General features: G+C 63.8%; 23 protein-coding genes. 10 read left to right on the top strand and 13 right to left on the bottom strand.

Annotated elements, in window-relative coordinates; all coding sequences use genetic code 11:
• Positions 1 to 75: 75 nt before the first annotated feature.
• Entirely contained in the window at positions 76 to 264 is a 189-nt protein-coding gene (locus ABIE52_RS21390; RefSeq protein ID WP_003943543.1) for a streptamidine-related RiPP repeat protein, read from the bottom strand.
• 92 nt (positions 265 to 356) lie between these two features.
• On the opposite strand from ABIE52_RS21390, the gene ABIE52_RS21385 reads away from it, so the two are divergent.
• The 5 genes from ABIE52_RS21385 to ABIE52_RS21365 all read left to right on the top strand — a co-directional run bounded on the left by ABIE52_RS21385 (position 357) and on the right by ABIE52_RS21365 (position 5,216).
• Positions 357 to 1,616 (top strand): MFS transporter, encoded by a 1,260-nt coding sequence (locus ABIE52_RS21385; protein WP_042920631.1) that lies wholly within the window; start codon positions 357 to 359, stop codon positions 1,614 to 1,616.
• Positions 1,617 to 1,700: 84 nt separating this feature from the next.
• Positions 1,701 to 2,768 carry a FecCD family ABC transporter permease gene (locus ABIE52_RS21380; protein ID WP_192712833.1) on the top strand — a complete coding sequence of 356 codons (1,068 nt, stop codon included), beginning with the start codon at positions 1,701 to 1,703 and terminating at the stop codon, positions 2,766 to 2,768.
• Positions 2,765 to 3,559 (top strand): ABC transporter ATP-binding protein, encoded by a 795-nt coding sequence (locus tag ABIE52_RS21375; RefSeq protein WP_192712834.1) that lies wholly within the window; start codon positions 2,765 to 2,767, stop codon positions 3,557 to 3,559. Before ABIE52_RS21380 ends, ABIE52_RS21375 begins: the two co-directional genes overlap by 4 nt.
• The gene (locus ABIE52_RS21370) at positions 3,556 to 4,536 is read left to right on the top strand and encodes an ABC transporter substrate-binding protein (protein WP_064073624.1); all 981 of its coding nucleotides are present in this window, start codon (positions 3,556 to 3,558) and stop codon (positions 4,534 to 4,536) included. Before ABIE52_RS21375 ends, ABIE52_RS21370 begins: the two co-directional genes overlap by 4 nt.
• Positions 4,533 to 5,216, top strand: a complete 684-nt coding sequence (locus tag ABIE52_RS21365) for a SagB family peptide dehydrogenase (protein WP_192712835.1) — start codon at positions 4,533 to 4,535, stop codon at positions 5,214 to 5,216. The genes ABIE52_RS21370 and ABIE52_RS21365 overlap by 4 nt, the downstream gene beginning before the upstream one ends.
• 1 nt (position 5,217) lies before the next feature.
• Here ABIE52_RS21365 and ABIE52_RS21360 read toward each other — a convergent pair whose 3' ends face one another.
• The 4 genes from ABIE52_RS21360 to ABIE52_RS21345 form a co-directional block, all read right to left on the bottom strand.
• Positions 5,218 to 5,502, bottom strand: coding sequence for an SHOCT domain-containing protein (locus ABIE52_RS21360; RefSeq protein ID WP_192712836.1), 285 nt, complete (start codon positions 5,500 to 5,502; stop codon positions 5,218 to 5,220).
• Complete coding sequence (locus tag ABIE52_RS21355; protein ID WP_007735911.1) at positions 5,499 to 5,951, bottom strand: DUF6325 family protein; 453 nt, start codon at positions 5,949 to 5,951, stop codon at positions 5,499 to 5,501. Before ABIE52_RS21355 ends, ABIE52_RS21360 begins: the two co-directional genes overlap by 4 nt.
• Positions 5,952 to 5,954: 3 nt before the next feature.
• The gene (locus ABIE52_RS21350) at positions 5,955 to 7,601 is read right to left on the bottom strand and encodes an MFS transporter (protein ID WP_192712837.1); all 1,647 of its coding nucleotides are present in this window, start codon (positions 7,599 to 7,601) and stop codon (positions 5,955 to 5,957) included.
• Between the two features lie 68 nt (positions 7,602 to 7,669).
• Positions 7,670 to 8,917 carry a hypothetical protein gene (locus ABIE52_RS21345; RefSeq protein ID WP_192712838.1) on the bottom strand — a complete coding sequence of 416 codons (1,248 nt, stop codon included), beginning with the start codon at positions 8,915 to 8,917 and terminating at the stop codon, positions 7,670 to 7,672.
• 18 nt (positions 8,918 to 8,935) lie between these two features.
• Here ABIE52_RS21345 and ABIE52_RS21340 point away from each other — a divergent pair, with 18 nt between their 5' ends.
• Positions 8,936 to 9,523 (top strand): DinB family protein, encoded by a 588-nt coding sequence (locus ABIE52_RS21340; RefSeq protein WP_192712839.1) that lies wholly within the window; start codon positions 8,936 to 8,938, stop codon positions 9,521 to 9,523.
• Between the two features lies 1 nt (position 9,524).
• Here ABIE52_RS21340 and ABIE52_RS21335 read toward each other — a convergent pair whose 3' ends face one another.
• A complete protein-coding gene (locus tag ABIE52_RS21335; protein WP_054828443.1) occupies positions 9,525 to 11,087 on the bottom strand; it encodes a YfcC family protein in 1,563 nt (520 codons plus the stop codon).
• Positions 11,084 to 12,460 (bottom strand): M20/M25/M40 family metallo-hydrolase, encoded by a 1,377-nt coding sequence (locus tag ABIE52_RS21330; RefSeq protein ID WP_192712840.1) that lies wholly within the window; start codon positions 12,458 to 12,460, stop codon positions 11,084 to 11,086. The genes ABIE52_RS21335 and ABIE52_RS21330 overlap by 4 nt, the downstream gene beginning before the upstream one ends.
• A gap of 150 nt (positions 12,461 to 12,610) precedes the next feature.
• On the opposite strand from ABIE52_RS21330, the gene ABIE52_RS21325 reads away from it, so the two are divergent.
• The 4 genes from ABIE52_RS21325 to ABIE52_RS21310 are packed head-to-tail and all read left to right on the top strand — an operon-like array spanning position 12,611 to position 19,589.
• Positions 12,611 to 13,246 carry a TetR/AcrR family transcriptional regulator gene (locus ABIE52_RS21325; RefSeq protein ID WP_054828442.1) on the top strand — a complete coding sequence of 212 codons (636 nt, stop codon included), beginning with the start codon at positions 12,611 to 12,613 and terminating at the stop codon, positions 13,244 to 13,246.
• A gap of 24 nt (positions 13,247 to 13,270) precedes the next feature.
• Positions 13,271 to 14,968, top strand: a complete 1,698-nt coding sequence (locus ABIE52_RS21320) for an AMP-binding protein (RefSeq protein WP_192712841.1) — start codon at positions 13,271 to 13,273, stop codon at positions 14,966 to 14,968.
• Positions 14,965 to 18,162 (top strand): carboxyl transferase domain-containing protein, encoded by a 3,198-nt coding sequence (locus tag ABIE52_RS21315; protein ID WP_192712842.1) that lies wholly within the window; start codon positions 14,965 to 14,967, stop codon positions 18,160 to 18,162. Before ABIE52_RS21320 ends, ABIE52_RS21315 begins: the two co-directional genes overlap by 4 nt.
• Before the next feature lie 56 nt (positions 18,163 to 18,218).
• Entirely contained in the window at positions 18,219 to 19,589 is a 1,371-nt protein-coding gene (locus tag ABIE52_RS21310; protein ID WP_003944134.1) for a sulfatase family protein, read from the top strand.
• On the opposite strand, the gene cysC is transcribed toward ABIE52_RS21310, so the two are convergent.
• The 6 genes from cysC to ABIE52_RS21280 all read right to left on the bottom strand — a co-directional run bounded on the left by cysC (position 19,586) and on the right by ABIE52_RS21280 (position 25,441).
• Positions 19,586 to 21,466 (bottom strand): adenylyl-sulfate kinase, encoded by a 1,881-nt coding sequence (gene cysC / locus ABIE52_RS21305; protein WP_058038087.1) that lies wholly within the window; start codon positions 21,464 to 21,466, stop codon positions 19,586 to 19,588. The two genes, ABIE52_RS21310 and cysC, sit on opposite strands and share 4 nt — an antisense overlap.
• Positions 21,466 to 22,380, bottom strand: coding sequence for a sulfate adenylyltransferase subunit CysD (cysD, locus tag ABIE52_RS21300; protein WP_030535867.1), 915 nt, complete (start codon positions 22,378 to 22,380; stop codon positions 21,466 to 21,468). The genes cysC and cysD overlap by 1 nt, the downstream gene beginning before the upstream one ends.
• The gene (gene stf0, locus ABIE52_RS21295; RefSeq protein ID WP_007735934.1) at positions 22,377 to 23,186 is read right to left on the bottom strand and encodes a trehalose 2-sulfotransferase; all 810 of its coding nucleotides are present in this window, start codon (positions 23,184 to 23,186) and stop codon (positions 22,377 to 22,379) included. Before stf0 ends, cysD begins: the two co-directional genes overlap by 4 nt.
• Positions 23,187 to 23,308: 122 nt before the next feature.
• A complete protein-coding gene (locus ABIE52_RS21290) occupies positions 23,309 to 24,250 on the bottom strand; it encodes a CopD family protein (protein WP_003944164.1) in 942 nt (313 codons plus the stop codon).
• A 4-nt stretch (positions 24,251 to 24,254) separates the two neighbouring features.
• A complete protein-coding gene (locus ABIE52_RS21285) occupies positions 24,255 to 24,773 on the bottom strand; it encodes a copper resistance CopC family protein (RefSeq protein WP_003944137.1) in 519 nt (172 codons plus the stop codon).
• Complete coding sequence (locus ABIE52_RS21280) at positions 24,773 to 25,441, bottom strand: YcnI family copper-binding membrane protein (protein WP_042453253.1); 669 nt, start codon at positions 25,439 to 25,441, stop codon at positions 24,773 to 24,775. The genes ABIE52_RS21285 and ABIE52_RS21280 overlap by 1 nt, the downstream gene beginning before the upstream one ends.
• Positions 25,442 to 25,490: the final 49 nt, after the last annotated feature.

The raw sequence follows: 25,490 nt of genomic DNA, 5'->3' as shown, positions 1-25,490 counted from the left end.
CGCACCCGACGAGTCGGATGCGGGCGGGGTCATCGGCTGATCAGGCTGTCGAAACAGTCTGGATCAGGGGAGGTTTCAGCTCTGGAAGCTGAACGGGTTGTCGACGAGGGCGTTGGTGCCCACACCCTGCAGGGCGTGTGCGGACGTTGCCTCGGCAACCGGCTCGAAGGTGAACGGGTTGTCGACGAGAGCGTTGGTGCCGACGCCCTGGAGTGCATTGGCCGGAGCCGAGTTGGAGACGCTGTCGAACGAAATGTTGCTCATTGTCATCCCTTCCGTAATGGAAACCATTTCCATTACGATGCCACCGTACGAAAGATCGCCACGGAGAGCAACAGGTACAAGAGAGTGCATACATGAGCGAGACCCCGACGACGGGATCCGTCGAAGCGCAACCACATGTCTTTCGGGACAGATCGTTTCGATTGTTCTTCACGGCTCGTACGATTGCCGTAGCCGGTGCGGCGGTCACCGGAGTGGCCATGCCGATCCTGGTGTTCGACATCAGCCGGTCTCCGTTTCTCACCTCGCTCGCGGCTGCGGGGACGGTTCTGCCGTATCTCGTGTTCGGCTTGTTCGCCGGCGCCGTGGCAGACCGAGTCAACCGGCGGACGGTCATCCTGTGTGCGCAGGCCGTAGCTGCACTTGCTTTGGCGAGTATTCCGGCAGCGCAGGCACTCGGCGTATTGACGGCGTGGCATGCCGTCGGCGTATCGATGTGCATCGGAACGTGTTTCGTGTGGTTCGACGCCGCTGCTTTCGGAGCGCTGCCTGCTCTGGTCGGACGGCAGAGGATACCGGCGGCCAACAGCGCGCTGTGGACGTCCAGCACGCTGATCGATGTTGTCTTTCCGGCGATAGCCGGCGTGCTTGTGGCCTCGATCGGCCCGGCCTACGCATTGGGTGCTGATGCACTGGCTTACGTACTGGCCGGGCTGGCCATGGCCTCGATCGGAGCCTCGTTTTCGATTACTCCTGCGGCGCCGAAGAAGTCGGGAACCGGAATTGCGCGTGACATACGCGAGGGCCTCAGCTTCCTCTGGCGGTCGCCGCTTCTGCGAGCCTTGACCGGCGTCGGCTTCGTCAATTCCCTGACGCAGGGTGCGGTTACGGCGCTCCTGGTGGTGTACGCATCCGAGAGGCTTGGGATTTCGACGTCGAGTCCGATGATCGGCGCCGTGTGGACGGCCGTCTCCGTGGGTGGAGTGGTCGGGGCGCTCGTGCTTCCACGCCTACCGGCGCAGTGGCCGGTCGGGGCGATCACTGTCGGGGCGCTGACCATCGCCCCGGTGGTGCTGTTCGTCGTTGCGACAACCGGCAACACCGGCGCCGCGATCACGGCGCTCGTCGTCTACTCCGGCTGTGCGACCGTCACCATCCTCAATGGCATCGGTGCACGTCAGCGCCTGACTCCGGATCGTCTGCAGGGGCGCGTGAACACCACGGCGAGGATGGTCGCCTGGGGTGGTTCGCCGGTCGGCGCCTTGATTGCCGGGGCAATCGCAGGACGCTGGGACATCGGCACCGCCTACCTCGTTGCGTGCATCTTTGCGCTGGTCGGGGCGCTCTTCGCGTGGGCGAGCGCGCTGCGGACCGACCCTTATCCGCACAAATGAGCATGTGACTATTAATGAAAACGACTGTCGTTATGGTTAGATCCACCTGTTCATGACTGCGAACCCCACCGACTCAGGAGTGCGATGACGCTGACCAGCGAGGCAGCACCACGAGTGCCGTCGCGTCCACATCCCGTCGGCGAGCGCGGGTACGTCCCGTTTCTGTTGGCCACGGCGGTTGTGCTTGTCGCGGTCTCCACCGTCGCGGTGTGGTCGGGTGCCGCGTCGGTGTCCTTTGCCGACGTGTTCGCGGTGTTGTACGCACAAGTCGGCGGTCCGCCGGTCGACCCGTTGCTCGATCGGATCGTGTGGGGATTGCGGGTACCGCGCATTCTGATTGCGGCATTGGCGGGCGCCGGGCTGTCGCTGGCCGGCGCCGTGCTGCAAGCGTTGGTGCGCAACCCGATTGCCGATCCGTACATTCTGGGCGTGGGTTCCGGAGCATCCTTCGGTGCAGTACTGATCATGACGACCGGCATCGGCACCGGCCTGTCGATCGGTGTCCCGGTGGCAGCCTTCCTGGGGGCCATGGTCTCCCTGATCGCGGTTCTCGTACTGGGTCGGCGAGAGGGAATGCTCGTCCCGCTGCGCATGGTCCTGGCCGGAGTTGCCATCGGCTATCTACTCTCGGCTGCAACAAGTTTTGTGCAGTTGCGCGCCGATCCGAGTCAGCTTTCGGGAGTGCTCTTCTGGTTGCTGGGCTCGGTGAGCGGGGCCAGTTGGTCGGATCTCGGTGTGCCCGCCGCGGTGATCACCGTCTGTGCGGCAATTCTGTTGACACAATCGCGCCAACTCAACGCGTTGGCCATGGGAGACGAGAGCGCGCAATCGGTCGGCGTGGACGTGCGCCGTACCAGGTTGCTACTACTGGTGATCGCGTCGTTGCTGACCGCGGTTGTCGTATCCGTCGCCGGGGGAATCGGTTTCGTGGGGCTGCTCGTGCCGCACGCCGTACGACTTCTGGTCGGTTCCGATCACGGCAAGCTGCTCCCCGCGACCGCGTTGGTTGGTGCCACCTTCCTGGTGATCGTCGATCTTGCGGCTCGGATGTTGGATGCGCCCAACGAATTACCACTCGGGATCATCACCGCCGGATTGGGTGCACCGTTCTTCCTCTGGTTGCTTCGACGGGACGGCGGTGCGCAGTCATGAGATTGTCGGCCAGCGGAATTCACGTCGTTCGGGGCGGACGCCTCGTGGTTTCGGGTGTAGACCTCGAAGCGCCCGAGGGAAGCGTGGTCGGACTCGTCGGACCGAACGGCAGTGGAAAGTCCTCCCTCCTTCGCGCGTTGTATCGCTCGATGAAGCCTCGAAGCGGAATCGTGAAGGTGGACGAGGTGAATGTTTGGGACGATCTCTCGCCTCGATCGGCGGCACGCATCATCGGTGTTGTGGGGCAGGAGCATTCATCCGATTTCTCGTTCAGGGTCCGCGAGGTGGTTGCAACGGGTCGGACGCCGCATCACAGCGCGTTCTCTCGACTCGGCGAGATCGACCGAGACATCGTCAGCGCAGCACTGATGCGAACCGGTATGCAGGGCTTTGGATCACGTCTCTTCGCCGAACTGTCCGGCGGAGAAAAGCAGCGTGTGATGTTGGCCCGGGCGATCGCTCAACAACCGTCAGTGCTGGTCCTGGACGAGCCCACCAACCACCTCGACATCCGTGCTCAACTCGAATTGATGGAATTGGTCGCCGAACTCGGTACCACGACGATTGTCGCGATCCATGAACTCGCCTTGGCCGCAGCGTATTGCGACTACGTCTGTCTGCTCTCCGGCGGGGTAGTTGTCGCGACAGGACCAACGGCCGAGGTCCTCACCGAGGACCTGCTGTCCGAAGTATTCGGGGTTCAGGTGCATCTCGGCACTCATCCGTTGACCGGGCGCCCCCTGCTCTCGTTCGCCCCTCCGCTCCTACACACGAAAGAAGCAGTGTCTTGAAATCCTCGATACGTACTGCCGCGCTGTTGTGCTCGGCCGTTACCGCCACCGCAGTACTGACCGCATGCGGAAACTCCACGGCGGATTCGGCGGCGTCGTCGTCCGAGAAGATCACCGTCACCAATTGTGATCGCGAGGTCACGGTGCCCAAGACGGCGGAGCGGATTGTCTCGCTGTATCCGTCGATGACGGAACTTCTCATTCAGCTCGGCGCCGCCGACCGCATTGTCGGACAATCGAATACCGACCTCTCTCCTCCCAGCCCCGAACTCGCTGATCAGTTCGCGGCCGTGCCGGTACTGAGCACCGGAGTTCCCGCGAAAGAAGCATTGCTCGACGCCCGTCCGGATCTGATCGTCTCCGACGGGGAATACTGGTTCGACGGTGACCGATTGCAGACCATGGACGAATTGCGTGACCTCGGCATCCCGATCTTCGTGAACAGCGGCTACTGCCACAAGGCCGTCACCGAGGGGCGGATCGACGACGTCTGGTCCGACCTCGACGGTCTCGGCGCCTTGACCGGAACAAGTGAGGCGGCAGCAACCCTCCTGGCCGACGGCAAGAAGTCCCTCGCAGCAACCGAGGCATCTGTCGCCGGGCAGGAGCCGGTTCCCACTGTGATGGTTCAGGTTTCGGAGGGACAGTCCTATGCTCTGGCCAGGGGCCTCTACAGCAGTGTGCTCGAGGCCGCCGGGGGAAGCAATCTTTTCGAGAACGACCTTCCCGACGGAAAGTACTTCGGCCAGGTAGCCACGGAATCGGTGCTCGCGAAGTCGCCGAAGGCTGTCCTCGTCGTCTACTCCACCGAGTCGGCTCGGGAATCCACCCTGGATGCTGCGCGGACGGCATTTGCCGGAACCCCCGCCGCGACATCGAATGCGATCTTTGCCGTTCCGGAGGCGTGGTTCGCCGGCGAGTTGGTCTCGATCGACGGGGCCGGCGAGGTGTCTCGCCTGCTGCACCCGGGTTCGTGACCGCACTCGAGCGAATCGAGGCCGTCGTATCGCTGCATGCAGTGTTGGACCGGACGGTGAGTCCGTCGGAGCTACCGTTCGACGAGCACGCACTGCCGCCGGTGACGTGTGAATCCGTGGAACTGCCGGCCGCGACGCCACTGCCGGCCTGCGGGTTCGCGGACGTCTTGCAGGCACGACGGAGCCGCTACGACCCCGCACAGACGGCACTCCGAGCAGGCGAGCTGTCAAACATGTTGCACCACAGTGTTGTCAGCAGCCCGACGGCGGGCGGGATGTGCGAACTGACGCTGTCGTTTGTTCTCAGCCGACCCGGAGACGAGCTCGGAGCCGGGGTATACCGATATGCCCGAGGCCGCGCCGAAGCTGTCCGGCCAGGCGACGTGCGAGAGCACCTTCGAGCGAGCCTTCTCCAACCCGAGTTCGTCGACGTGTTCCCGGTTCTTTTGTTTGTGGTCGCCGACGTGGAAGCGCCGCTCGAGAAGTACGCGATGCGGCACTACCGCACGATGCACGTGGATGCCGGTGTGCTGGTTCAGAATCTGTACCTCGTGACCGAGGCGATGGGACTTGTGGGCTGCGCCATCGCAGGATTCACGGATGCGCGAGTGGCATCTCTGTTGAATCTCGCGACGACGCAGCTTCCCGTCATGGCTTTTGCCCTCGGGAGGCGCAGCTAGGTCAGGCGAGGATGCGCGCCTTCTGGGTCTCGAACTCGGCCTCGGTCAATACTCCCGCATTCTTGAGTTCGCCCAGCTTGGTGAGCTCTTCGAGCTTCAAGTCCATCGATGCTGCCGGAGCTGCCTGCGGTGGCAGGGGTGGTAGATCGGGAATCGGAGGCACCGGCTGGGCCTGCGCTGCGCGAGCCTGATCTTCGGCGGCCCAACGGGTCCGCTGACGGCGCTGAACATTGCCGTGAATGGAGCTTGCGACGGCTACCCGGCCGGCTCGCCTCAAGAAACTCATGCGTCCTTCTCCGTATTGCCTGGTGCGGTGTTGTCGAGTGCGGTGGCAAGTTCGTCCAAGCTCAGGTGACCTTCGGTGACAATCTTTGCGCCGCTGCGTGTCCACGCGTCGATCACTGGCAGTATGGCCAGTTCCTCGTAAACAAGCACGGCGGCAACACTACCGGTGGCCAACTCGTCACCAACGGCGGCGATGTCGCCGGCGTCGAGCAGTCCGGAGGCTGCGCCGTCGAACTGCGCCAGATCGAAATCTGCGAGTTCGAAGGTCGATGCCGGTACGACGGCCACTGATCCATCGGCGGCTTTGGTGACGAACTCGAGGTCGAGGATGCGGATCACGCCGGAGTCGACGAGAGTGAGCAGCTGCTCGAATCCTGCGGAGGTCGGTGCACCGCCGGGAAACTCGACGGCAACGTATTCGATCGGACCGAATTGGTCTTGGTTGGACATCGGTTACTTCTTGCCCTTCGTGGGTTGCGGTTCTTCCAGAGCAGGTACTTCGTCGGGCATGCGGCCGGCCGGAATGATGGCGAGCAGGGAGAGTCCGGCGAGGACGAGTAGCGAGGTTCGCAGGGCGCGCAAGCGCGCTTCGGTGTTGATCCGGATGGCTTCGTCGATCTGTGCTTGTGTCGCCGAGGTGTTTTCGAGCGTCACGACGAGTTGATCGTTGGGGACGAAGTTGACCTGGTCGAGATTGATCCCGGACTCGACCTTGAGTGATGCCGGGATGGTGGGGTTGTCGATCAGCTGCGAGCTGACGAGGGTACCGAGGATTCCGACGGCGAAGACGCTGGCCACCGCGATGCCGACGCTGCCGGACATGTTGTGTACCAGTCCCCGCCAGGCACCGACGTCGCCGGCCAGTTCCTTGGGGGCTGCGGTGAGGAGGGTGTTGAACACCAGCGCAACGATGGCGCCCTGCCCGAGGCCGAGGGTGATCAGTCCGATGATGACAAAGATCTGATGCCAGTCGCCACGAATGGTGAAGGCCAACAAGATGAGTCCAGCGGCAACGACGACGAACCCGGCTCGTGCGATCAGACGCGGGGAGTACGTCTTGTACAGACGCGCGACGACGGTACTCGCGATGAAGATCGAAAGTGTGTACGGGATGATCGAGAACGACGTCTGCAAGCTGCTGCGGCCCTGGATGATCTGCATGTACAGCGGAATGAGGAAGTTGGCCGCGGTTCCCACGAACATCATCGTCGCCATGCAAATCGTGGTGGCGCGCTCGGCGCCGGTCTTGAGGACGTCGAGGTTGAAGAGCTGAGGCTTGTTCTGCGCCTTGCGGCTTCGCGTCCACTGGAAGAATCCCTGCGCGCAGATGGTGCCGAGGACGATCAGGATGGCCGCGGGTGAGACACCGATGACCGAGAACGGCGCAGCGTCGGTGGCCAGGATGACGCCCCACGAGTTCAGGCCGCTGAAACCGAAGCTGAGCAGGATGACGGCAACGGCAGCAATGGCGGCGCCGGCCCAGTCGATGGTGATGTCCTTCTGCGGGGGAACAGGTTTGACCCGGAAGCTCAGGATCAGGTTGACCACCGCGAGAGCCACGACGAGGGCGAACGAGTATCGCCACCCGATCGTCGTCGCGAAGGAACCGGCGATGAGCAGCGCCAGCACACCGGCCGCCGGGATTGCTGCTGCCAGGTAACCGATGGCCTTTGCCTGCTGATCGCCACTGAAGTTCGTGGCGATGAAGACCGTCAACGCGGGAGCGATGAGGGCGATCACGGCGCCGGATGCAGCTTGCGCCACGAACAGCATTGCCGGGCTCTGACTCAGGGCGACCGCGGCCATTGCGAGGCCGTGAATCGCGACGGCAATCTGGAAGACCAGACGCGTTCCGTAACGGGCGCCGATCTTGGCCCCCAACAGAATGAAGGCAGCCATGGCGAAGGTGCCCGCGGTGATCGCGGTGCCGACACTTGTTGCGGGCGTGTCGAGATCGGTGGTGATGCCGGCCATCGAGACGGTCAGGGCGTTGACGGCGAACGACGCCTGAATCTGGGTGAGGACCACCACGATGAGTGGTAGCCAGGAGGCGGTGCTCACGGCGGCCGTTGTGGCGGCCGCGCCAGGCTTTACGGACATGATGGGTCACGCCTTCCTCGACACTGCGTGTACTCGCGACGTGCCCGGATCAGCCACGCACGGCTACATTAGCCGGAATTGTGCTGAGTGGTCGCCTGCAAGTGGTTGGTTTCTTCGCGGTAGACCACCATCTCCCGGTGCAAGGCGCGACGGAAGCGCGGTTGCTCGGCCAGGAGTACGGCCAGCACGGTCAGCAACAGCCACGTCGCGGCCGCGCTCGCGAGGAGCAGCAGGACCGGAATCCACGGACCGCCCATCTGCTCGAGCAGCGTCGTCTTTGCCCAGACGCGCCAGTAGAGCATCAGATTGACGATCAGTCCGACACCGTACGAGATGACGAAGGACAGCAGGAACTGCTTCCACGTGCCGTCGTGGCGCCGCGCCGTCATCGGTTCTGCTCGCAGCGGCAAGCTCACCGACATCACGTTCGCGACCCCCAACCAGAGCAGGATCATGGTCAGCACCTGGCCGCACGCCTTCACCAGGTCGGCACTGCTTCCGGAGCGCCACGCGAGGACGGCGCTGAGCAGGAACCCGGCGCTGCCGACGAGAAGCAGCATCACCGCGTTTTTCGCGACCAGTACGTGCCAGAGTCTGGTTCCACCTGACAACGCAGCACGGACGCGGCCGGCGTCGAAGCTGAGCGCATTGGTGCACACGACGCTTCCGACCACACCCGAGAGTGCGTACAGCGCAAGATAAGGCAGTCGATCTTCCTTGGCGTCCCACTGGAAGAGGCGAATGAATGCCAGGTACGCCAAGCCCATTCCGAGGCTCAGCCCCAGCCGAAAAGCGATCGACCGAGGCTTACCACTCACCACGTGCCGTGCTTCCTCACGGATCCGGGAGCCGAGATCCTGCACGTGGCGGACGACGGGGTTGCCAGAGTTCAGCGGGACGTAACCGCGGATCGCGGCGGCGACGGTATCGGTGTCACCGGCATCGAGCGCGGCGACGCGTGCTTCGAGAACCGCAAGGTGGGCGGCGCGCAAGGCTATCCGTGCGGTGGTCACCGCGGCGACGGCGTCGGCCTCGGCCTGCGCGGCGGTGCCGATGCCGGCGTCGGCGGGCAGTGGCGGCTGCAACGTCGTGATCAGTTCGAGTTGGCGCGCCATGTGCGGCGACGGCGACAACCCGCTGTACGACGGTCGGCTCAGCGCTGATCGTTCGTCGTCGAGCGAATCACGGACGGCCGCGGCAGCCTTGCGGACGGCTGCCGGGTTGTGCCAGCGCACCGACCGGGCGTCACGCTCGGCGGCGACGGCCCGGGAGGCAACCTCGGTCAGATCCTCGACCGCTGTCAATGTCTGCTCCACTCGGTTTAGGTTGGTTTCATGACCACCAACTCGGAAAAGGAAGATCTCCAGCGGTACCTGCAGGCAGCGCGCGACGTGCTCGTCTGGAAGCTCGACGGGCTGTCGGAGTATGACATTCGGCGCCCGATGACCCGGACAGGGACCAACTTGTTGGGTCTGGTCAAACACATGATTGGCGTCGAGCTCGGGTATTTCGGTCCTACGTTCGGCCGTCGGGTTCCCGATCTCCCCGCGTGGTTGCGTTCGGAGGAACTCAACGTCGACATGTGGGCCCGCGCCGACGAGTCCACTGCCGACATCGTCGAAACCTATCGCCGCACCTGGGCTTTCGCCGACGCCACGATCGAGGAGCACGATCTGGACGCCCCCGGCTTCGTGAAGCACTGGCCGGAGGATCGTCGCGACGTCACACTGCACCGGATACTCGTTCACGTTGTCACCGAGATCCATCGGCACGCCGGCCACGCGGACATCGTGCGGGAGCTGATCGACGGCGCCGCTGGGATGAAGGCGGGCGACAACAATCTGGCTCCCGGCGATGAGGCGTGGTGGGCCGAGTACACCGACCGTCTGGAGACGGCGGCACGCGAGGCCCACCACGCTTGAACTACTCGAATACCGCTGCCGCGCCGATCACCACGACAACGATCACGAAGTTGATCAGTAGCAGTGGCCAGACGAAGCGCAGGAACTTGTCGTAGCCGACCTTCGCCATGGCCAACCCTCCGACAACGACGACGTTGGTCGGGGCAACCATCAGCATCAGGCCGTGGCCCATCTGGAAGGCGGTGATGACGAGTGCTCGGCTGACTCCGGCAAAGTCGCCCAGCGGTGCGAGCAGCGGCATCGCCAGGGTGGCGTGACCGGAACTGGACGGGATCAGGAACGCCAGCGGGATGTTGACGAGCATCACCAGGATCGCGAAGACCCCCGCCGAAGCGCCGCTGACCAATTGCTCCATCGCGTTGAGGATGGTGTCGAGGGTTTCGGTGTTGGTCATGATCACCGAGACGCCGCGAGCGAGCAGGATGACGATCGCCGGTCCGACCATGTCGCCGGCTCCACGCGTGATCAGGGAGACGATCTTCTTCTCACCCATCTTCGCGACTATGCCGACGAGAACGGCGGCGAGGATGAACAGCATCGCCAATTGCGGGAACCACCAGTTCAACTCGAACCAGTAGGGCTCGGTTGCCGTGACGTGGTACGCGTCGTACTCGGCCGGACCGGTAGTGGCGCCGAAGATGCTCGACCACGGGATGACGGAGAAGATCATCAGTCCGAAGGTGAGTCCGGTGATGAGCAGTACCAGCTTCTGAGTTCCGGTGAGCTTGCCGTCGATGTCCACCGGCTCGGCCGGCTCTTCGTCTTCGTCGTCCGCGATGTCGAAACCGACAAGCGACTTGGACGGATCCTTCTTCACCTTTGCGGCGTAGCGGAGAACGAATACCACTGCCACAGCGGTCAATACGATCCACAGGATCACGCGCAGCACGATGCCGTCACCGATGGAGACGCCTGCCTCACCGGAGGCGACGCCGATCGAGAACGGATTGACGGTCGACGCCATGTTTCCGACCAGAGCGCCGAGGATGATCATGGTGGCCGCGACCATGCGGTCGTAACCCAGTGCCGTCATCAGCGGGATGAGCAGGGCGTAGAAGCCGAACGTCTCGACCGAGAAGCCCATTGTCGAACCGAGCAGCGAGAACAGCACCATGATGACGGTGATGAGCAACCAGCCCTTGTCGCTGAGCTTGGTAGCGAGTTGGGAGACAGCGGTTTCCAGGCTGCGGGTGGCAAAGCTGACCGAGATGAACGCACCGAGCGCCATGATGAAGAGGACTACGCCGACCGAACCGAAGAGCCGTCCGATGTTGTCGGTGTCGACGAACCCGGTGATCGAATCCTGGACGCCGTAGAGGCCGTTCACGGGGGAGAGGATCAGTTGCTGGATTCGTTCCCAGAACGAGAGCGGAGACGTGACGGTCTCGAAGCTGCCGGGAACGGGTGAGCCGTCCACGTCGATGCCGAAGCGTCCGGCCGGAATGAACAGTGCCGCAACCCAGACCAGAATGGTGACGATCGCGAGCATCGTGACCGCACCGGGAAACTCGAACTTCTTCTTGGCGGGCGTTTGCGCGGATCCCGTATCGGTCTCGGTGCTCATTTCTTCCCCTCGAAGGTGTGTGCGTACTCCTGGAAGAACAGTGCTTTGGCGACGACGGCCTTCTCGAGCTCGTCGAGCAGGACGCGTTCGTTGGGGCCGTGGATGTTCGCGTAACCGTCGGTGGCGCCGAACAACAGCTTCTCGGCGGTGGGCACTGCTGTATCCAAGGCCATCACGAGGGGGATCGAGCCGCCGCCTGCCATCAGCCCGGCCGGCTCACCCCACGACTGCGATAATGCAGACAATGCCGCGTCGAAGGCCGGTCCACCTTCGGCTGCCGCAAACCCGTCGCCGGTTTCTCCCGCGGTGACAGTCAGTTGTAAACCGAAGGAGCGCAGGGCTTCCAGGTGCCGGACCAGAGCAGCCTGCGCCTCGATGGCAGGTTGGCGCGGGTGTACGCGCAGATTGATCACGGCGCGGGCCGTGCTTGCGACGGCGTTGACCGCACCGTCCACAGGGGGAGCGTCGATTCCCGTCACGGTGATGGCCGGGCCCGACCAGATGCGTTCGCCGATGCCGCCGGTTCCGAGCAGCGGAAGCCCGTCACGGATCTCGGCGAGGGTGCGGAACTCGTCCTCGGTGTATGAACTGCCGGTCCACGGTTCGCGCATGAGGCCGTCGACCGCCACGTCACCGTTGTCGTCGTGCAGCGACGCCAGTGCGCGGATGAGCGCGAGGCGGGCGTCCGGTGCGGCGCCGCCGTAGAGGCCGTTGTGCTTGTCGGCTCCGAGAGTGGTGAGTTCGACGATCACCTGGGCCGATCCGCGCAGTGCGACGGTCAGGGTCGGTGATCCGGGTCGAACGCTCCCGACGTCGGCGATGACCATTGCGTCGGCCGCAAACAATTCGGGGGCTTCCGGCGGATAGTTGTCGAAGGGGCTGCCGAATTCTTCCTGGCCTTCGATGACGAGCTTGACCGTCACTGGCGGCTTTCCGTCGAAGACGCGAAGCGCGCCGATCATGCCGATGACGTTTGCCTTCGAATCTGCCGTACCGCGGCCGTAAATCGCGCCGTCACGCTTGCTCGGTTCGAAAGGCGGTGAATCCCAGAGTTCGACGTCGTCGGCGGGAACGACGTCGTAATGCGAATACATCAATACGGTCGGGGCTCCCTCTGGACCGGGAACTGTTGCAATGATGACCGGCGCAGTTTTACCTGTTATTTCGAGTTTCTCTATCTTCGTGACTCCGGACTTCTCCAATAGAGAAACGATCAGGTCGTGAGCCTCGAACAGGGGCTCGCTGGGGAAACCTTCTGTTGCTATCGACGGAATACGAACAAGTTCGACGAGTTCCGACTCCAGTGCCGGCATCAAAGCTGCAACTGTTTCCTTGATTGTGGAATAGGAGGGCGAGGCGGATTCTTCCGGCACGGAATTGACTCCTTCTGGGAAAGGCGAAAAACATTAGAGGCAGAGTCTTACACCCGATATGCGGGGTGTGAAAGGGTGACCCGAACAAAAAGCCGAAGTGGGGCGTCGGGCCCGCGATTCTTGACATTGACGTCAACGTCAACACACACTGTGACGGTGACCACCAGCGAAACGCAGGAGCGAGCGCGGACAGCCCGCAAACTCGGCGACGGTCCACGCCGTGCCGGACTGCTCGACACCGCTGCCCTCTGCTTCGGCGAACTCGGATACGACGCCGTGACGGTCGAGACGATCACGACCAGGGCCGATGTGTCCCGGGCGACCTTCTACGCGTACTTCTCGTCGAAGGACGAGGTCTTCCGCGCCGTCGCCGAGATGATGTGCCGACGCTTCCTCGACGCTCAGCACATGGAGGGCCCGGCGGCCGAGGATCTACGCGAAGTTCTCCGAACGACCACGTCGGCGTTCATCACGGCCGTGTACACCTACGGTGACCTGCTCGCGGTGATCGAGCATCGGGCGCGGGTGGATTCCGAGGTCGAGCGCAGTTGGTCGGCGGTTCGCGAAAAGCTCGTGAGCCGCTACGTCCGGTTTGTCGAACGGATTCGACGGGTTCACGACGTAGATCCCTGTGTTTCGCCCCCGGTGCTCGTTCAGATGATCTCGGACGCACAGATGGCCGGTGGAGCACGACTGAGTAAGGCGAGTGTCGAAGAGCAGAACCAGTTCATTGCAGATATGACGACGATGTCCGAGCGGTTGATCGGGTTCGAAGAGTCGAAATAGATTTTTTTACGAATGGAGTGATCGGTGGCAGAACAAGACGTGCTCGAAGCGGCTCTGGCGGAGATCTCTGCGCTGCAACAAGCGAATTGGCCCGCCGGCATTCCCCGCGCCGTCGAGTATCCGCTCGAAGGTGGGGGACTTGTCGATTACTTGCGGCATTGGGCGATCGAGCGGCCGGATACTCCTGCCATCGTCTTCTACGGCCGGGTCATCACGTATTCCGAATACGACGAGCTTTCGGATCGTTTTGCCGGATGGCTGCTGTCACTCGGAGTCGAACGCGGCGATCGCGTCGGCGTTCACCTGGTCAATTGCCCTCAGTTCCATATCGCGATGCTCGGCATTCTCAAGGTCGGTGCGGTTCACGTGCCGATCAATCCACTCTTCCGTGAACATGAATTGATTCACGAACTCAACGATGCCGGCGTCAAGGTCCTACTGACGCAGAACACCTTCTCGAAGTTGGTGAAGAAGGTTCGCTCACAGACTCCACTCGAACACGTCGCGAAGACTGCAGTGTCGGACATGCTGACGGCGATCCCGACCGTCGAACTGCCCTTCGAGGTCGACGATCCGCGCCTGAGCGACTGGCAGTCGATCATCACCAGTGAGCGGGCGACTCCTGTCGCCACCGAACTCGATTCCCTCGCCGCCCTGAACTACACGGGCGGAACGACGGGAATGCCCAAGGGCTGTGAGCACACTCAGCGCCACATGGTTTACACCGCGGCCACCGCGACGCTTGCGGGCGGTGACCAGGTGGGTGCCAATCCGCCGGTGTCCCTGGTGTTTCTGCCGATCTTCTGGATCGCAGGTGAGGACTTCGGCATCCTGGTTCCGCTCGTCAACGGCGGAACCGTGGTCCTGCTGAATCGTTGGGATGCGGAGACCACGCTCGACGCTGTCGAGGCTTACGGCGTGACCTCGCTGGTCGGAACTGTCGACAATTACGTCGAACTGATGGACACGCCAGGATTCGCGGAGCGAAATCTCTCGACACTCCAGAACGTCATGGCAGTTTCGTTCGTTCTCAAACTCGATCCGGCCACGCGCCAGCGGTGGCGCGAGGCTACAGGCGGCGTTCTGCGCGAAGCGAGCTACGGCATGACCGAAACCCACACCGCGGACACGATCACCCTCGGCTTCCAGGACGGCGACTACGACCTGAAAAGCGAGCCGGTGTTCTGCGGAATTCCGGTGCCCGGCACCGACGTTCTGATCGTCGATCACGACGGCAGGCCGGTTCCCGTCGGCGAGCACGGGCAGATCATCGTGCGCAGCCCGTCCATCCTTTCCGCGTACTACCGCAATGAGGCGGCCACCGCCGACGCCATCCGTGACGGCTGGCTGCAGACCGGTGACGTCGGAAAGTTCAGTGAGCGTGGCGGTTTGCACTATTTGGCGCGGAACAAGGAAATGATCAAGACCAACGGCATGAGTGTCTTTCCCTCCGAGGTGGAAGCGCTGCTCATGCTGCACCCGGCGATCGAAAAGGCTGCGGTGGTGCCGAAACCGGACCCGGACAAGGGGCAGGTGGCTTTTGCGTTTGTCCAACTGGTCGAGGGTTCCGACACTGTGGCCGACGAGATCGTCTCGTGGGCGAAGGAGAACATGGCCACGTACAAGGTGCCCGAAGTGGAAGTGCTCGAGGCGCTTCCGATGACAGCGACAGGAAAGGTGCGCAAGGGCGATCTGTTCGAGCGCACTCAGGGGGACAAGTGAGACTGCTGATTGCGAACCGCGGCGAAATTGCGCTGCGGATCATTCGAACTGCCCGTGAACTCGGGATCGAGACGGTGTCGGTGTACGCCGAGGACGACGCGTCCAGTCCGCACGTCGCGGCGGCCACGGAGTCGGTGCCGCTCGGAGCGTCGGGCGCATCCGCGTACCTGGATCAGAGCGCACTGCTGAAGATCGCGGCCGAAACGGGCGCCACGCACGTGCACCCGGGCTACGGATTCCTCAGTGAGAATGCCGAATTCGCGCAGGCGTGTACCGAGGCGGGCATCGTCTTCGTCGGCCCGGACGCCCAGGTTCTCCGGACTTTCGGCGACAAGGCCAGCGCCCGCACTGCGGCGGTCGACTCAGGAGTGCCGGTCCTGCCGTCGACATCGGCGAACGCCGACCTCGACGAGGTGCGTGAATTCTTCGAGCGCAACTCCCGCGGCATCATGATCAAGGCGCTCAGCGGCGGCGGTGGCCGCGGCATGCGCGCGGTGCGCGACCCGAAAGCGCTCGACGACGCGTACCGTGTGTGTGCGGCCGAAGCCCAGTCGGGATTCGGCAGTTCGGCACTGTTCGCCGAGGTACTCAGTGAGCACGCTCGGCACATCGAAGTGCAGATCGTGGCGGCACCGGGGCAAGGTGGAACCCACGCGCTCGCTCTGGGTGACCGCGATTGCAGCGTCCAACGTCGCCATCAGAAGTTGATCGAGGTTGCGCCCGCGCAGGGGCTGTCGGGGGCCCTGCGCGAGCGTCTTCACGCTGCGGCGGCGAGGCTGTGCGCCGAGGTCGGCTATCGAGGCATCGCGACGGTCGAGTTCCTGGTCGAGGAACGCGGGTTCGTCTTCCTCGAAGTCAATCCCCGAATTCAGGTGGAGCACACGGTGACCGAAGAGGTCACCGGAATCGATCTCGTCGCCGTGCAGCTCGCGATCGCGGACGGAGTTCCGTTCGAGAACTTGGACTTGCCAACAGGGATCATCGCTGTCGAGAAGGGCTCGGAGACAGTCGGATCCGTGGCAAACGCTTCGGGAATCGCGATCCAGACCCGCGTCAACATGGAATCCATGACGCCGGACGGCAATGCGTTGCCCTCGTCGGGCACGCTCGACAACTTCACTCCTCCGGGCGGACCCGGCGTGCGCGTGGACACCTTCGGCATGGTCGGGCTCTCGCCGAGTGCGCGTTACGATTCGCTCTTGGCAAAGGTGATCACCCACACGCGTCGATCGGATTTCCCTGCCGCGGTGCGTAAGTCGATTGCTGCTCTGAGTGAGTTCGCCATCGACGGTGTGGCGACCAACCTCGAATTTCTGCAGGCAATACTGTCCGACAAGGACTTCCGCGACGGTCTGGTCGACGTCGACTGGTTGGGTTCTCGATTGGCGGACCTCGTTCCCGAAGCGGGCCCACAAACACCCTCCGCGAGTGTGGACATCGCGCCGGACGAGGACGTGGTCCGTGCACAGATGGCGGGAATCGTCGTCGAACTTGCCGCAGTCGGTGACGGCGTCCATGCGGGTGGCCAGGTTGCCGTCCTCGAAGCGATGAAAATGCAGCATGTTCTCTCGGCGCCCGGTGACCTCGAAGTCGTCCGGGTCCTGTCGTCACCGGGGAGATCGGTGAGTGCGGGCGAACCGTTGCTCGTCGTCCGTAGCGCGAGCGCGGGATCGAAGCTCGCCGAGGTCGACGAGGTGGACCTCGACGACGTACGTCCCGACCTCGCCGAAATCATCGCTCGCCACGAGGTGACCCTGGACGCGGCGCGGCCCGCGGCAGTGGCGAAACGCCACAAGCTGGGGCGGCGGACTGCTCGCGAGAACGTCTACGACCTGGTCGACGACGACAGCCTGGTCGAGTACGGCGCTCTCGCGTTGGCAGCGCAGCGCAGTCGGCGAAGCGAGGAAGACCTTATCGCCAACACACCCGCCGACGGACTGATCGGCGGAGTAGCGACCATCAGCGGCGGCGAGAGCGTCGTGATCTCGTACGACTACTCGGTGCTGGCCGGTACCCAGGGCATGCGCAATCACGCCAAGACCGACCGCCTGCTCGAGATCGCCGATCGCAAGCGAGTTCCGGTAGTGCTGTTCGCGGAAGGCGGCGGTGGTCGCCCCGGTGACACCGACGCCGGCGCCGGGGCAGGCCTCGAGCTGGGAACCTTCCGCGCCATGGCGGCGCTGAGCGGGCGGGTGCCCATGGTCGCCGTCGTGTCCGGGCGCTGTTTCGCAGGCAACGCGGCCCTGGCCGGCGCGTGCGACGTCCTGATCGCGACACCGGACGCCAACATCGGGATGGGTGGTCCTGCCATGGTCGAGGGCGGCGGGCTCGGAAACTTTCGCCCCGAGGACATCGGCCCCATCGACGTGCAGCGCCGCAACGGCGTCGTACACCTGGTGGCTGACGACGACGCTCATGCGGTGGCGCTGGCCAAGCAGTACCTCGGCTACTTCCAGGGTGCGAGCGGAGAGTGGACCGCTCCGGATCCGCGGCTCTCGCGGCATGTGGTGCCGGAGAATCGCCTGCGCTCGTACGACGTTCGTGGAGCGATCGACGCAATCGCGGACGTCGACAGCGTCCTGGAACTGCGTCGAGACTACGGACGCGGTGTAGTAACCGCACTCGTTCGTGTCGAAGGAGTTCCGTACGGTGTGCTGGCGAACAGCAGCGAGCATCTCGGCGGCGCGATCGACGCGGAAGCCTCGGACAAGGCTTCGGATTTCCTGGAACTGCTCGAAGCGCACCGCATCCCTCTGGTGACGCTGTGCGACACACCGGGATTCATGGTGGGCCCGGATTCGGAGGAGGAGGCGACGGTTCGAAGGTTCGGCAGGTTCTTCGTTGCCGGTGCTCGCCTCACCGTGCCGTTCGGAACGATCATCCTGCGCAAGGGTTACGGGTTGGGCGCCATGGCAATGGCCGGTGGTTCCTTCCACGCCCCCGAGTTCACGGTCGCGTGGCCGACGGGCGAGATCGGGCCGATGGGTCTGGAAGGTGCTGTGCGTCTCGGTTTCCGCAAGGAACTCGAGTCCGTCGAAGATCCGGTGGCTCGGGAAACGCTGTTCGGTCAGTTCGTAGAACTGGCCTACGCACAGGGCAAGGCGCTGATGGCGGCGACCACGTTCGAACTGGACGACGTCATCGATCCGGCCGATACCCGCGGATGGATCAGACAACTCGGCAGAAACAGTTGAGATCCTGCTGATTCGAGCTGTTGCCGCAGGTGGGCGGGGCAACTAGCCTTGCCCACGTGTCGGCTGCGCGAGATAACGTCCTGATCATTCATTGGCACGACCTGGGGCGGCACCTCGCGAGTTACGGTGTCGCCGGGGTCAACAGCCCCCATCTCGACCGGCTGGCGGCAGAAGGCATCCGGTTCACCGACGCACACGCGACGGCGCCGCTGTGCTCGCCTTCGCGCGGATCGCTCTTCTCGGGCAGGTATCCACACAACAACGGTCTGATCGGGTTGGCGCACCACGGCTGGGAGTACCACGCTGAGGTGCAGACGCTCCCGCAGATCCTCTCCGACAACGGTTGGTACACCTCGCTCTTCGGCATGCAGCACGAGACTGCGTATCCGAAGCGACTGGGCTACCACGAGTACGACGTCACCAACTCGTTCTGCGACTACGTGGTTCCGCGTGCCCAGAACTGGCTACGACGCTTCCCGCCCGAGCCGTTCCTGCTCACCACGGGATTCTTCGAAACGCATCGCCCGTACCCCGCCGATCGCTATACCCCGGCGGACACCGCAGCCCTGGAGGTCCCCGGATACCTTCCGGACGTGCCACAGGTGCGCGAGGATCTGGCCGAATTCCACGGCAGCGTAGAGGTGGCCGACGCCGCGGTGGGGGAACTGCTCGCGACCCTCGAGGAAGAGGGGCTCGACGAGAACACCTGGGTCTTCTTCCTCACTGATCACGGCGCGGCGTTCCCGCGCGCCAAGTCGACGCTCTACGCCCCGGGCACCGGTATTGCCTTGATCGCTCGGCCTCCCGCGCGGTATCGCAGTGGCGGAAAGGAATACGAGACACTGTTCAGCGGTGTGGACCTCGTTCCGACCATTCTCGATCTGCTCGGAATCGACGTCCCCACCGAGGTGGAAGGGCGCTCGCACGCCGATGCCCTCGTCGACCGCGGAACTGAACCGTCCGAACCCGTTCGTACTTCCCTGTTCACGGAGAAGACCTTTCACGACAGCTTCGATCCCATTCGTGCGGTGCGAACCAAGGACTACAGCTACATCGAGAACTACGCCGTCCGCCCGGCTCTGGATCTACCGCTCGACATCGAGGACAGTCTTTCCGGAAAAGCGCTCGGCACCGAGCATCTTGCGGTACGCGCACCCCGGGAGCTGTACGACCTCCGTGCCGACCCGGACGAGAAGATCAATCTGATCGATCGACCGGAAGTCTCGGCAATACAGGCGGAATTGTCCTCGCAGCTTCACACGTGGCGCGCCGAAACCGACGATCGTCTCCCGGACGAGGCATTGGGAAGCGCGATGGCGGTGCACCGCATGGCGGCGTACCTCGAGAAGATCGGTGTCCGACCCAACGTGCGGTCCGCCTACAGTGCGGACCGCGGTTACCTCGAGTCGGACACCGAAAATCCCTAGGGCCTTGCGGCTTCGCGCTCTTCCAGCAATGCGATGACCCGCTCGACCAGCTCGTTGATGTCAGCGCCGGTTGTGTCGAATGCCAGGTCCGGGTCCTCCGGCGTCTCGTAAGGCGCGTCGATTCCGGTGAGCCCCTTCAGTTCACCCGCCCGCGCACGAGCGTACAGGCCCTTGGGATCTCGACGTTCGCATTCTTCGACGGGAGTGGTGACGGCAACTTCGAGGAAGGTGAGTCCGGCAGCTTCGTTGAGAGCGCGCGCAATTGCTCGATCCGAACGCAGCGGCGAAACCATCGACGCGATCGCCACGACGCCGGCGTCGGCGAACAGTCGAGTGAGATGCCCGACGCGTCGGATGTTCTCGGCTCGGTCTCCCGGCGAGAACCCGAGATCGTCGGAGATACCGTGGCGGACGTTGTCACCGTCCAGCAGATACGCGGTGCGTCCCGCGTCGACGAGCGCACGTTCGACAGCGACTGCGACGGTGGATTTTCCGGAGGCAGGAAGGCCGGTCAGCCAGATCGTCGCGCCCCTCTGGGTGGTAGACGCCCATCGCCGTTGACGTTCGAGTGAGGACGGATGCCACTTGATGTCGTTGCGGGTCTGCTCGCCGGGAACGACGACGCGTGGTTCGAGAATGGTGCCTGCGCCGACGGTGTCGTTGCTCTGCTCGTCGATCAGGATGAAGGCGCCAGAGTCCCGATTGTGGTCGTAGGTGTCGGCGACCACCACGGAACTGGTTCGGAGCGTGACCGTTCCGATATCGTTGAGTCCCAGTTCGACAGGGCTGTCCTGCTCGTCGAGCGTTTCAGGATCGAGACGGGTGTGCAGTTCTTGGACGGTCGCTCGCACGGTCCGGGACGTGTGTTTGAGCGCTATCCGATCGCCCGCGCGCAACGGTGTGTTGGACAACCAGCAGATCGTGGCTTCGAGTTCTCGGGCCAGAACCGGCAAATGAGCCTGCGCACCGCCGCTGACCAGAACGTCGCCACGTCCGACGTCGATGTCGTCGGCCAGTTCCACCGAAACCGACAGTGGTGCAACGGCAGTACTGCGGTTGTCGTCGAGAGTGTCCAGACTGATCACGGTGCTCTTCGATCCGGACGGCAGGACCACTACCTCGTCTCCGACGCTCAGTGTGCCTGCCGAAATCCGGCCGGTGTACCGGCGACGATTCTGCGGATCGGGGCGCGAAACCCATTGCACGGGAAGCCGAAGCTCCTCGATGTGCGTCGCGGGCGCATGGAGTTCGACGCCTTCGAGGTACTCGAGGAGCGTCGGCCCCTCGTACCACGCGGTGTTCTCGGACCGCGTCACGACATTGTCGCCGGCTTTCGCGGAGACCGGTATGGCGAGTACGTCCTCGCGTCCGACTTGCCGTGCCAAGGCCCGCAATTCTTCCTGCACCTGAGCGAATCTCGCTTCGTCGAAGTCCACCAGATCGATCTTGTTCACCACGGCTACAAGGTTCGGAACACCGAGCAGTGCGGCGATTCTGGCGTGCCGGCGCGTCTGACGCAACACGCCGGTCCTCGCGTCGACCAGCAGGACCGCTACGTGAGCGTTGGATGCTCCGGTGAACATGTTGCGCGTGTAGCGTTCGTGCCCCGGGGTGTCGGCGAGTACGTAACTTCTTGTCGGGGTGGAGAAGAATCGGTACGCGACGTCGATCGTGATGCCCTGTTCACGCTCGGCACGTAGTCCGTCGGAGAGTGCAGCCAGGTCGGCGACACCGTGCTCGTCGGTCACGGAATCGAGGTGATCGGTTGGCAGGCTGTCGGTGTCGTGCAACAGTCGTCCGATCAGCGTGCTCTTGCCGTCGTCGACGCTACCCGCCGTTGCCAGCCGCAGGAGTTGGCGAGTGATGGTGGTCGTCATCAGAAGTAGCCCTCACGCTTTCGGTCTTCCATCGCGGCGACCGACGTTCGGTCGTCTGCGCGAGTCTCGCCTCGTTCGGAAACCGTCGCGGCCGAGATTTCGGTGACGACGTCGTCGATGGTGGTGGCATGAGATCGAACGGCACCGGTGATGGTCAGATCGCCGACGGTTCGATATCGCACCCACTCGGTCGTTGCCGCGGCGTTCTCGGCGTCGGTGCTGAATTCGGAAGCAGCGAGGAGCATTCCGTCGCGCTCGAATACCCTCCGCTGGTGCGCGAAATAGATGGACGGCAGTTCCAGTTCCTCCTGGGCTATGTAGCGCCAGATGTCGAGTTCGGTCCAGTTGCTCAGCGGGAAGACACGAACGGACTCGCCGCGTCTGATCCGACCGTTGTAGAGCGACCACGGTTCGGCCCGTTGCGCTCGCGGGTCCCACTGGCCGAACTCGTCCCGGAAGCTGAGGACTCTTTCCTTGGCGCGCGCACGTTCCTCGTCCCGGCGGGCGCCACCGAACGCGGCGTCGAACCTTCCAGCTTCGAGAGCGTCGAGCAGGGTTCTGGTCTGCAGGCGGTTTCGCGATCCGCTGGTCTCGGTCGACTCCTGCACTCTGCCCTGGTCGATCGAATCCTGAACGGAAGCAACCAGAAGTGTGTGCCCGCCCTCCTTGATTCGACGGTCGCGAAATTCGATGACCTCCGCGAAATTGTGACCGGTGTCGACGTGCAGGACCGGGAAAGGGAGTGGGGAGGGCCGAAACGCCTTCTCGGCCAGACGAAGCAGGACTATCGAGTCCTTGCCGGCCGAGAAGAGCAGTACCGGTCTTTCGAGTTCTGCCACCACCTCTCGAATGATGTGAACCGCTTCGGATTCGAGAACTCGGAGTTCGTCGACGACATCGGTGACGGTGCTCATGTGACGGGATATCCGTTCTGTTCGGCGTCGATGCGATAACGCTGCACCCATTCGCGGGATCGTCCGTCGCTCTGACGACGCAGCGGCGGTGGCGGGGCCAGTTGTCCGTCGAGGCCGAGGGAGATGAGGGTTTTTGCGACCACGGACTGCGGGTCTTCGGTGAGATCGCGGAACCCGACTTCGATGGGAGAGATGTCCTCTTCTTCGAACCAGCGCTTCCATTGGCGTTCCTGCTCACCGAGAATCGTCACCAGGTGCGCGATTCCGACTGCGTTGTACTGCGCACCGTCCGAGAGATTCGGTGGAGTCGCGTCGTCGCGCCAAACCTGTGTCTGCACGGCGCGCCACATCGACACAGCTTGAGCGACGACATCTTCTCGATAGACGTGGATGAACTGCAGGTCGTGATCGAGGGTGTCGTGGAGTGCTGAACGTAGGTCCGTCCCACTGCGCCAGGGCAATCCGGCCGCGCGATCGAGTAGGAGCGGCGTCTGGTTCCACATCAGCTTGCCACCCCAGACTCCGTTGGGGGTTCGGCCGAGTTCGAGAAGTTGTGTGCGCCACTGTTCGGAGGTGCGAGTGTCCGGCGTGCCCGGGTGGAACGGGGCGAGCAGACCCAGGACGGACTCGTCCGTGACGTCTTCGAACCACTGCCTCGGTTGCGGCGATCGCGAGGTCTCGGGGAGGTACTGGAAGAACTCTTCCGGCTCACCCGCAACCCCGGTTGCTCGCAGGGATTCGACCAGCAAAGTACTGCCGCTGCGCTGCGAAGCGCAGACGAGAAACGAGCGTTGGGCCTCCGTCATGCGAGCAACGCTAAGGGGGGCCGGAAACCGCCGCAAGCTGGGAAAATAAACTCACGCAGAGGTTAAATCTCGACGTGAAACGTTAAATGTGCGGGTCACGAAATGTCGCGCTGAGGCACGTCTTACGCAGTTGTCGCAAGGGCCGCGGCAAGCCCGAATGCGATGGCCATGAAGACAACTTCACCGATGGCGCGACGCAGGGATCCGTCCGAACTCATGCGGTGTGCAGCGCTCGCGACCACCCATGTCCGGCGCCACCACCATCCCAGGGCGACGAGCAGTCCGATCGCCACGATCTTGGCGAGGATCACCCGGCCGTATGCGGTGTCGTAGAAGGCGGAGAGTGAGTCGAGTCGCACGACGGCGTTGACGATACCGGTGACGACCAGCGCGAGGACGCATCGCCAGGCGAGAGCGGAGTACTTGGGCAACCAGATCGCCCAGGCACCGCGCGACGGTACGGCAAGCGCGAGTGCGGCGAGCACGCCGAACCACAAGGCCGCAGCGAGGACGTGAACGGCGTCGAGGATCGATCCGAAGCTCTGCTGCGCCATGTGCCCGGTGATCGGGCGGGCAGCGAGCGCCAACGCGGAGACGACCAATGCCGGTGCGACGGGCACCGTCTCGGGATTGGTGAATCCGTAGATGCCGTAACAGACGACGGCAAACGCGCACGCGATGATCGCGACGCCGACGCGGCCGACGTTGACCTCGGAGACGAATGCGCCGAAGTGCCCGATGGTCAGCGAGGTGACCGGGGCGCCGTCGGCCGCTGCGGCATTGAGCACGAGGAGCGTGATCTCGGCGACGAGCCACACTGCTGCCACCGCGGTGAGCTGAGTCCACATGACGGCGGGGGTTGTCGCCGGGCGGCGTTCACTGCGGCCCATCCAGGCGAGCGTCGCGATGCCGAGGGTCAACGAACCACATCCGATCGCGAGAACGCGGACCGTGCTCGACGATTCGGGTCCCGACGGGCTGGCGAGGCCCCAGGCGATCAGGACTCCCAGCAGAGCTGTGGGTACGGCAAACAGCAACCACCACCTGTTTGCCGTACCCGTCACGCGATCAGCTCGACTTCGGCTTACGGAGCACGAAGAACAGCGCACCGCCGAACACGACGACGCCGGCGACGATGAAGATCCACACCGGCATGCTGCCGGACTCCGACTCACCCGTACTCGACGCGGCGGCAGCGCCGGGAGTGCCCGACCCCGCCTCGGTGAGGGTGAACGTCAGGGTTCCGTTGACGGGGTGACCGTCAGCGGAGGTGACGCGGTACGCGATGGTGTAGACGCCGGTCGGCCCGAGATCGCCGAGGTCTGCACTGACAGTGGGTCCTTCGACGGACGGATCGCTCTTGGTCCAGAGGTTGCCGTCCGGGCCGGTGACCGTCAGCGCCGCGAACTGTGCCTGCAGAGCCTCGTTGAACGTGACCGAAACCGTGTCAGGCGCAACCTGAATGGACGCACCGTTTTCCGGGTTGGAGCCGACGACCGCGGAGTGTGCACTGGCCGTGCCCATTCCGAGCATCGTGGCCAGCATCGCGAGCATGCCGACGGCGATGACCTTGATCCGGGTACTCATCAGCGCTTGCTCCTGACCAGTGCGCCGAGGCCGAGTGCAGCGCCCAACGCGCCGAGCACCAGGCCGACGCCGCCGAGCCAGCGCGCGGTGTTGTCTGACGAAGAAGATTCGGAAGCAGCGGACGTCTCGGCAGTGTTATCGGCAGAGGGGGCTCCGTGGGCATCGCCGGTGGATGCGGCGAGAGTCAGCGTCGGCGCGGGCTTGTCCGGCTCGCTGCCGTCGGCAAGCTCTTCCTGATCCCAGTTGACGACGTTGCCGTCGCTGTACGTCTGCACGGCCTTGAACTCGACCTCTTCCTGCTCGGGCAGCGGGCCGGCGGAAAGGACGAACTGCTGGAACTGGCCGGGGGCGATTCCGACGCCGGGGTCGGCGGTCCACGTCACGGACTTGGCGACCAACGAGGTGGGGTCCTTCTCCACGACGGCGGTCCAGCCGGGCATCGGTTCGGTGCGTGCCGACTTGAGGTCGGGGAGCGCCACCGTCAGCTTGGTGGTCGAAGCGGTGTCGGATTCGGTGGGCACGCGGAACGTGAGAACGGAGTATCCGCCCTGCGCAGCTCCTGGTGCGACGACGCTGACGTGCGCTGAAGCAATTCCGGCGGCCAGCAGCACGGCGCTGCCGGTAGCGACGGTCGTGACAACCGCGCGCGAAATCAGGGTGTTCTTCATGTCGGGAAGTGTCCTCTTGGTCTGGTGAAGGGGTGGGGCGTTCTACGAA

Source organism: Rhodococcus sp. OAS809, from assembly GCF_040546695.1.
Lineage (GTDB): Bacteria > Actinomycetota > Actinomycetes > Mycobacteriales > Mycobacteriaceae > Rhodococcus_F > Rhodococcus_F qingshengii.
This window is presented reverse-complemented; position numbering and strand designations above follow the sequence as displayed.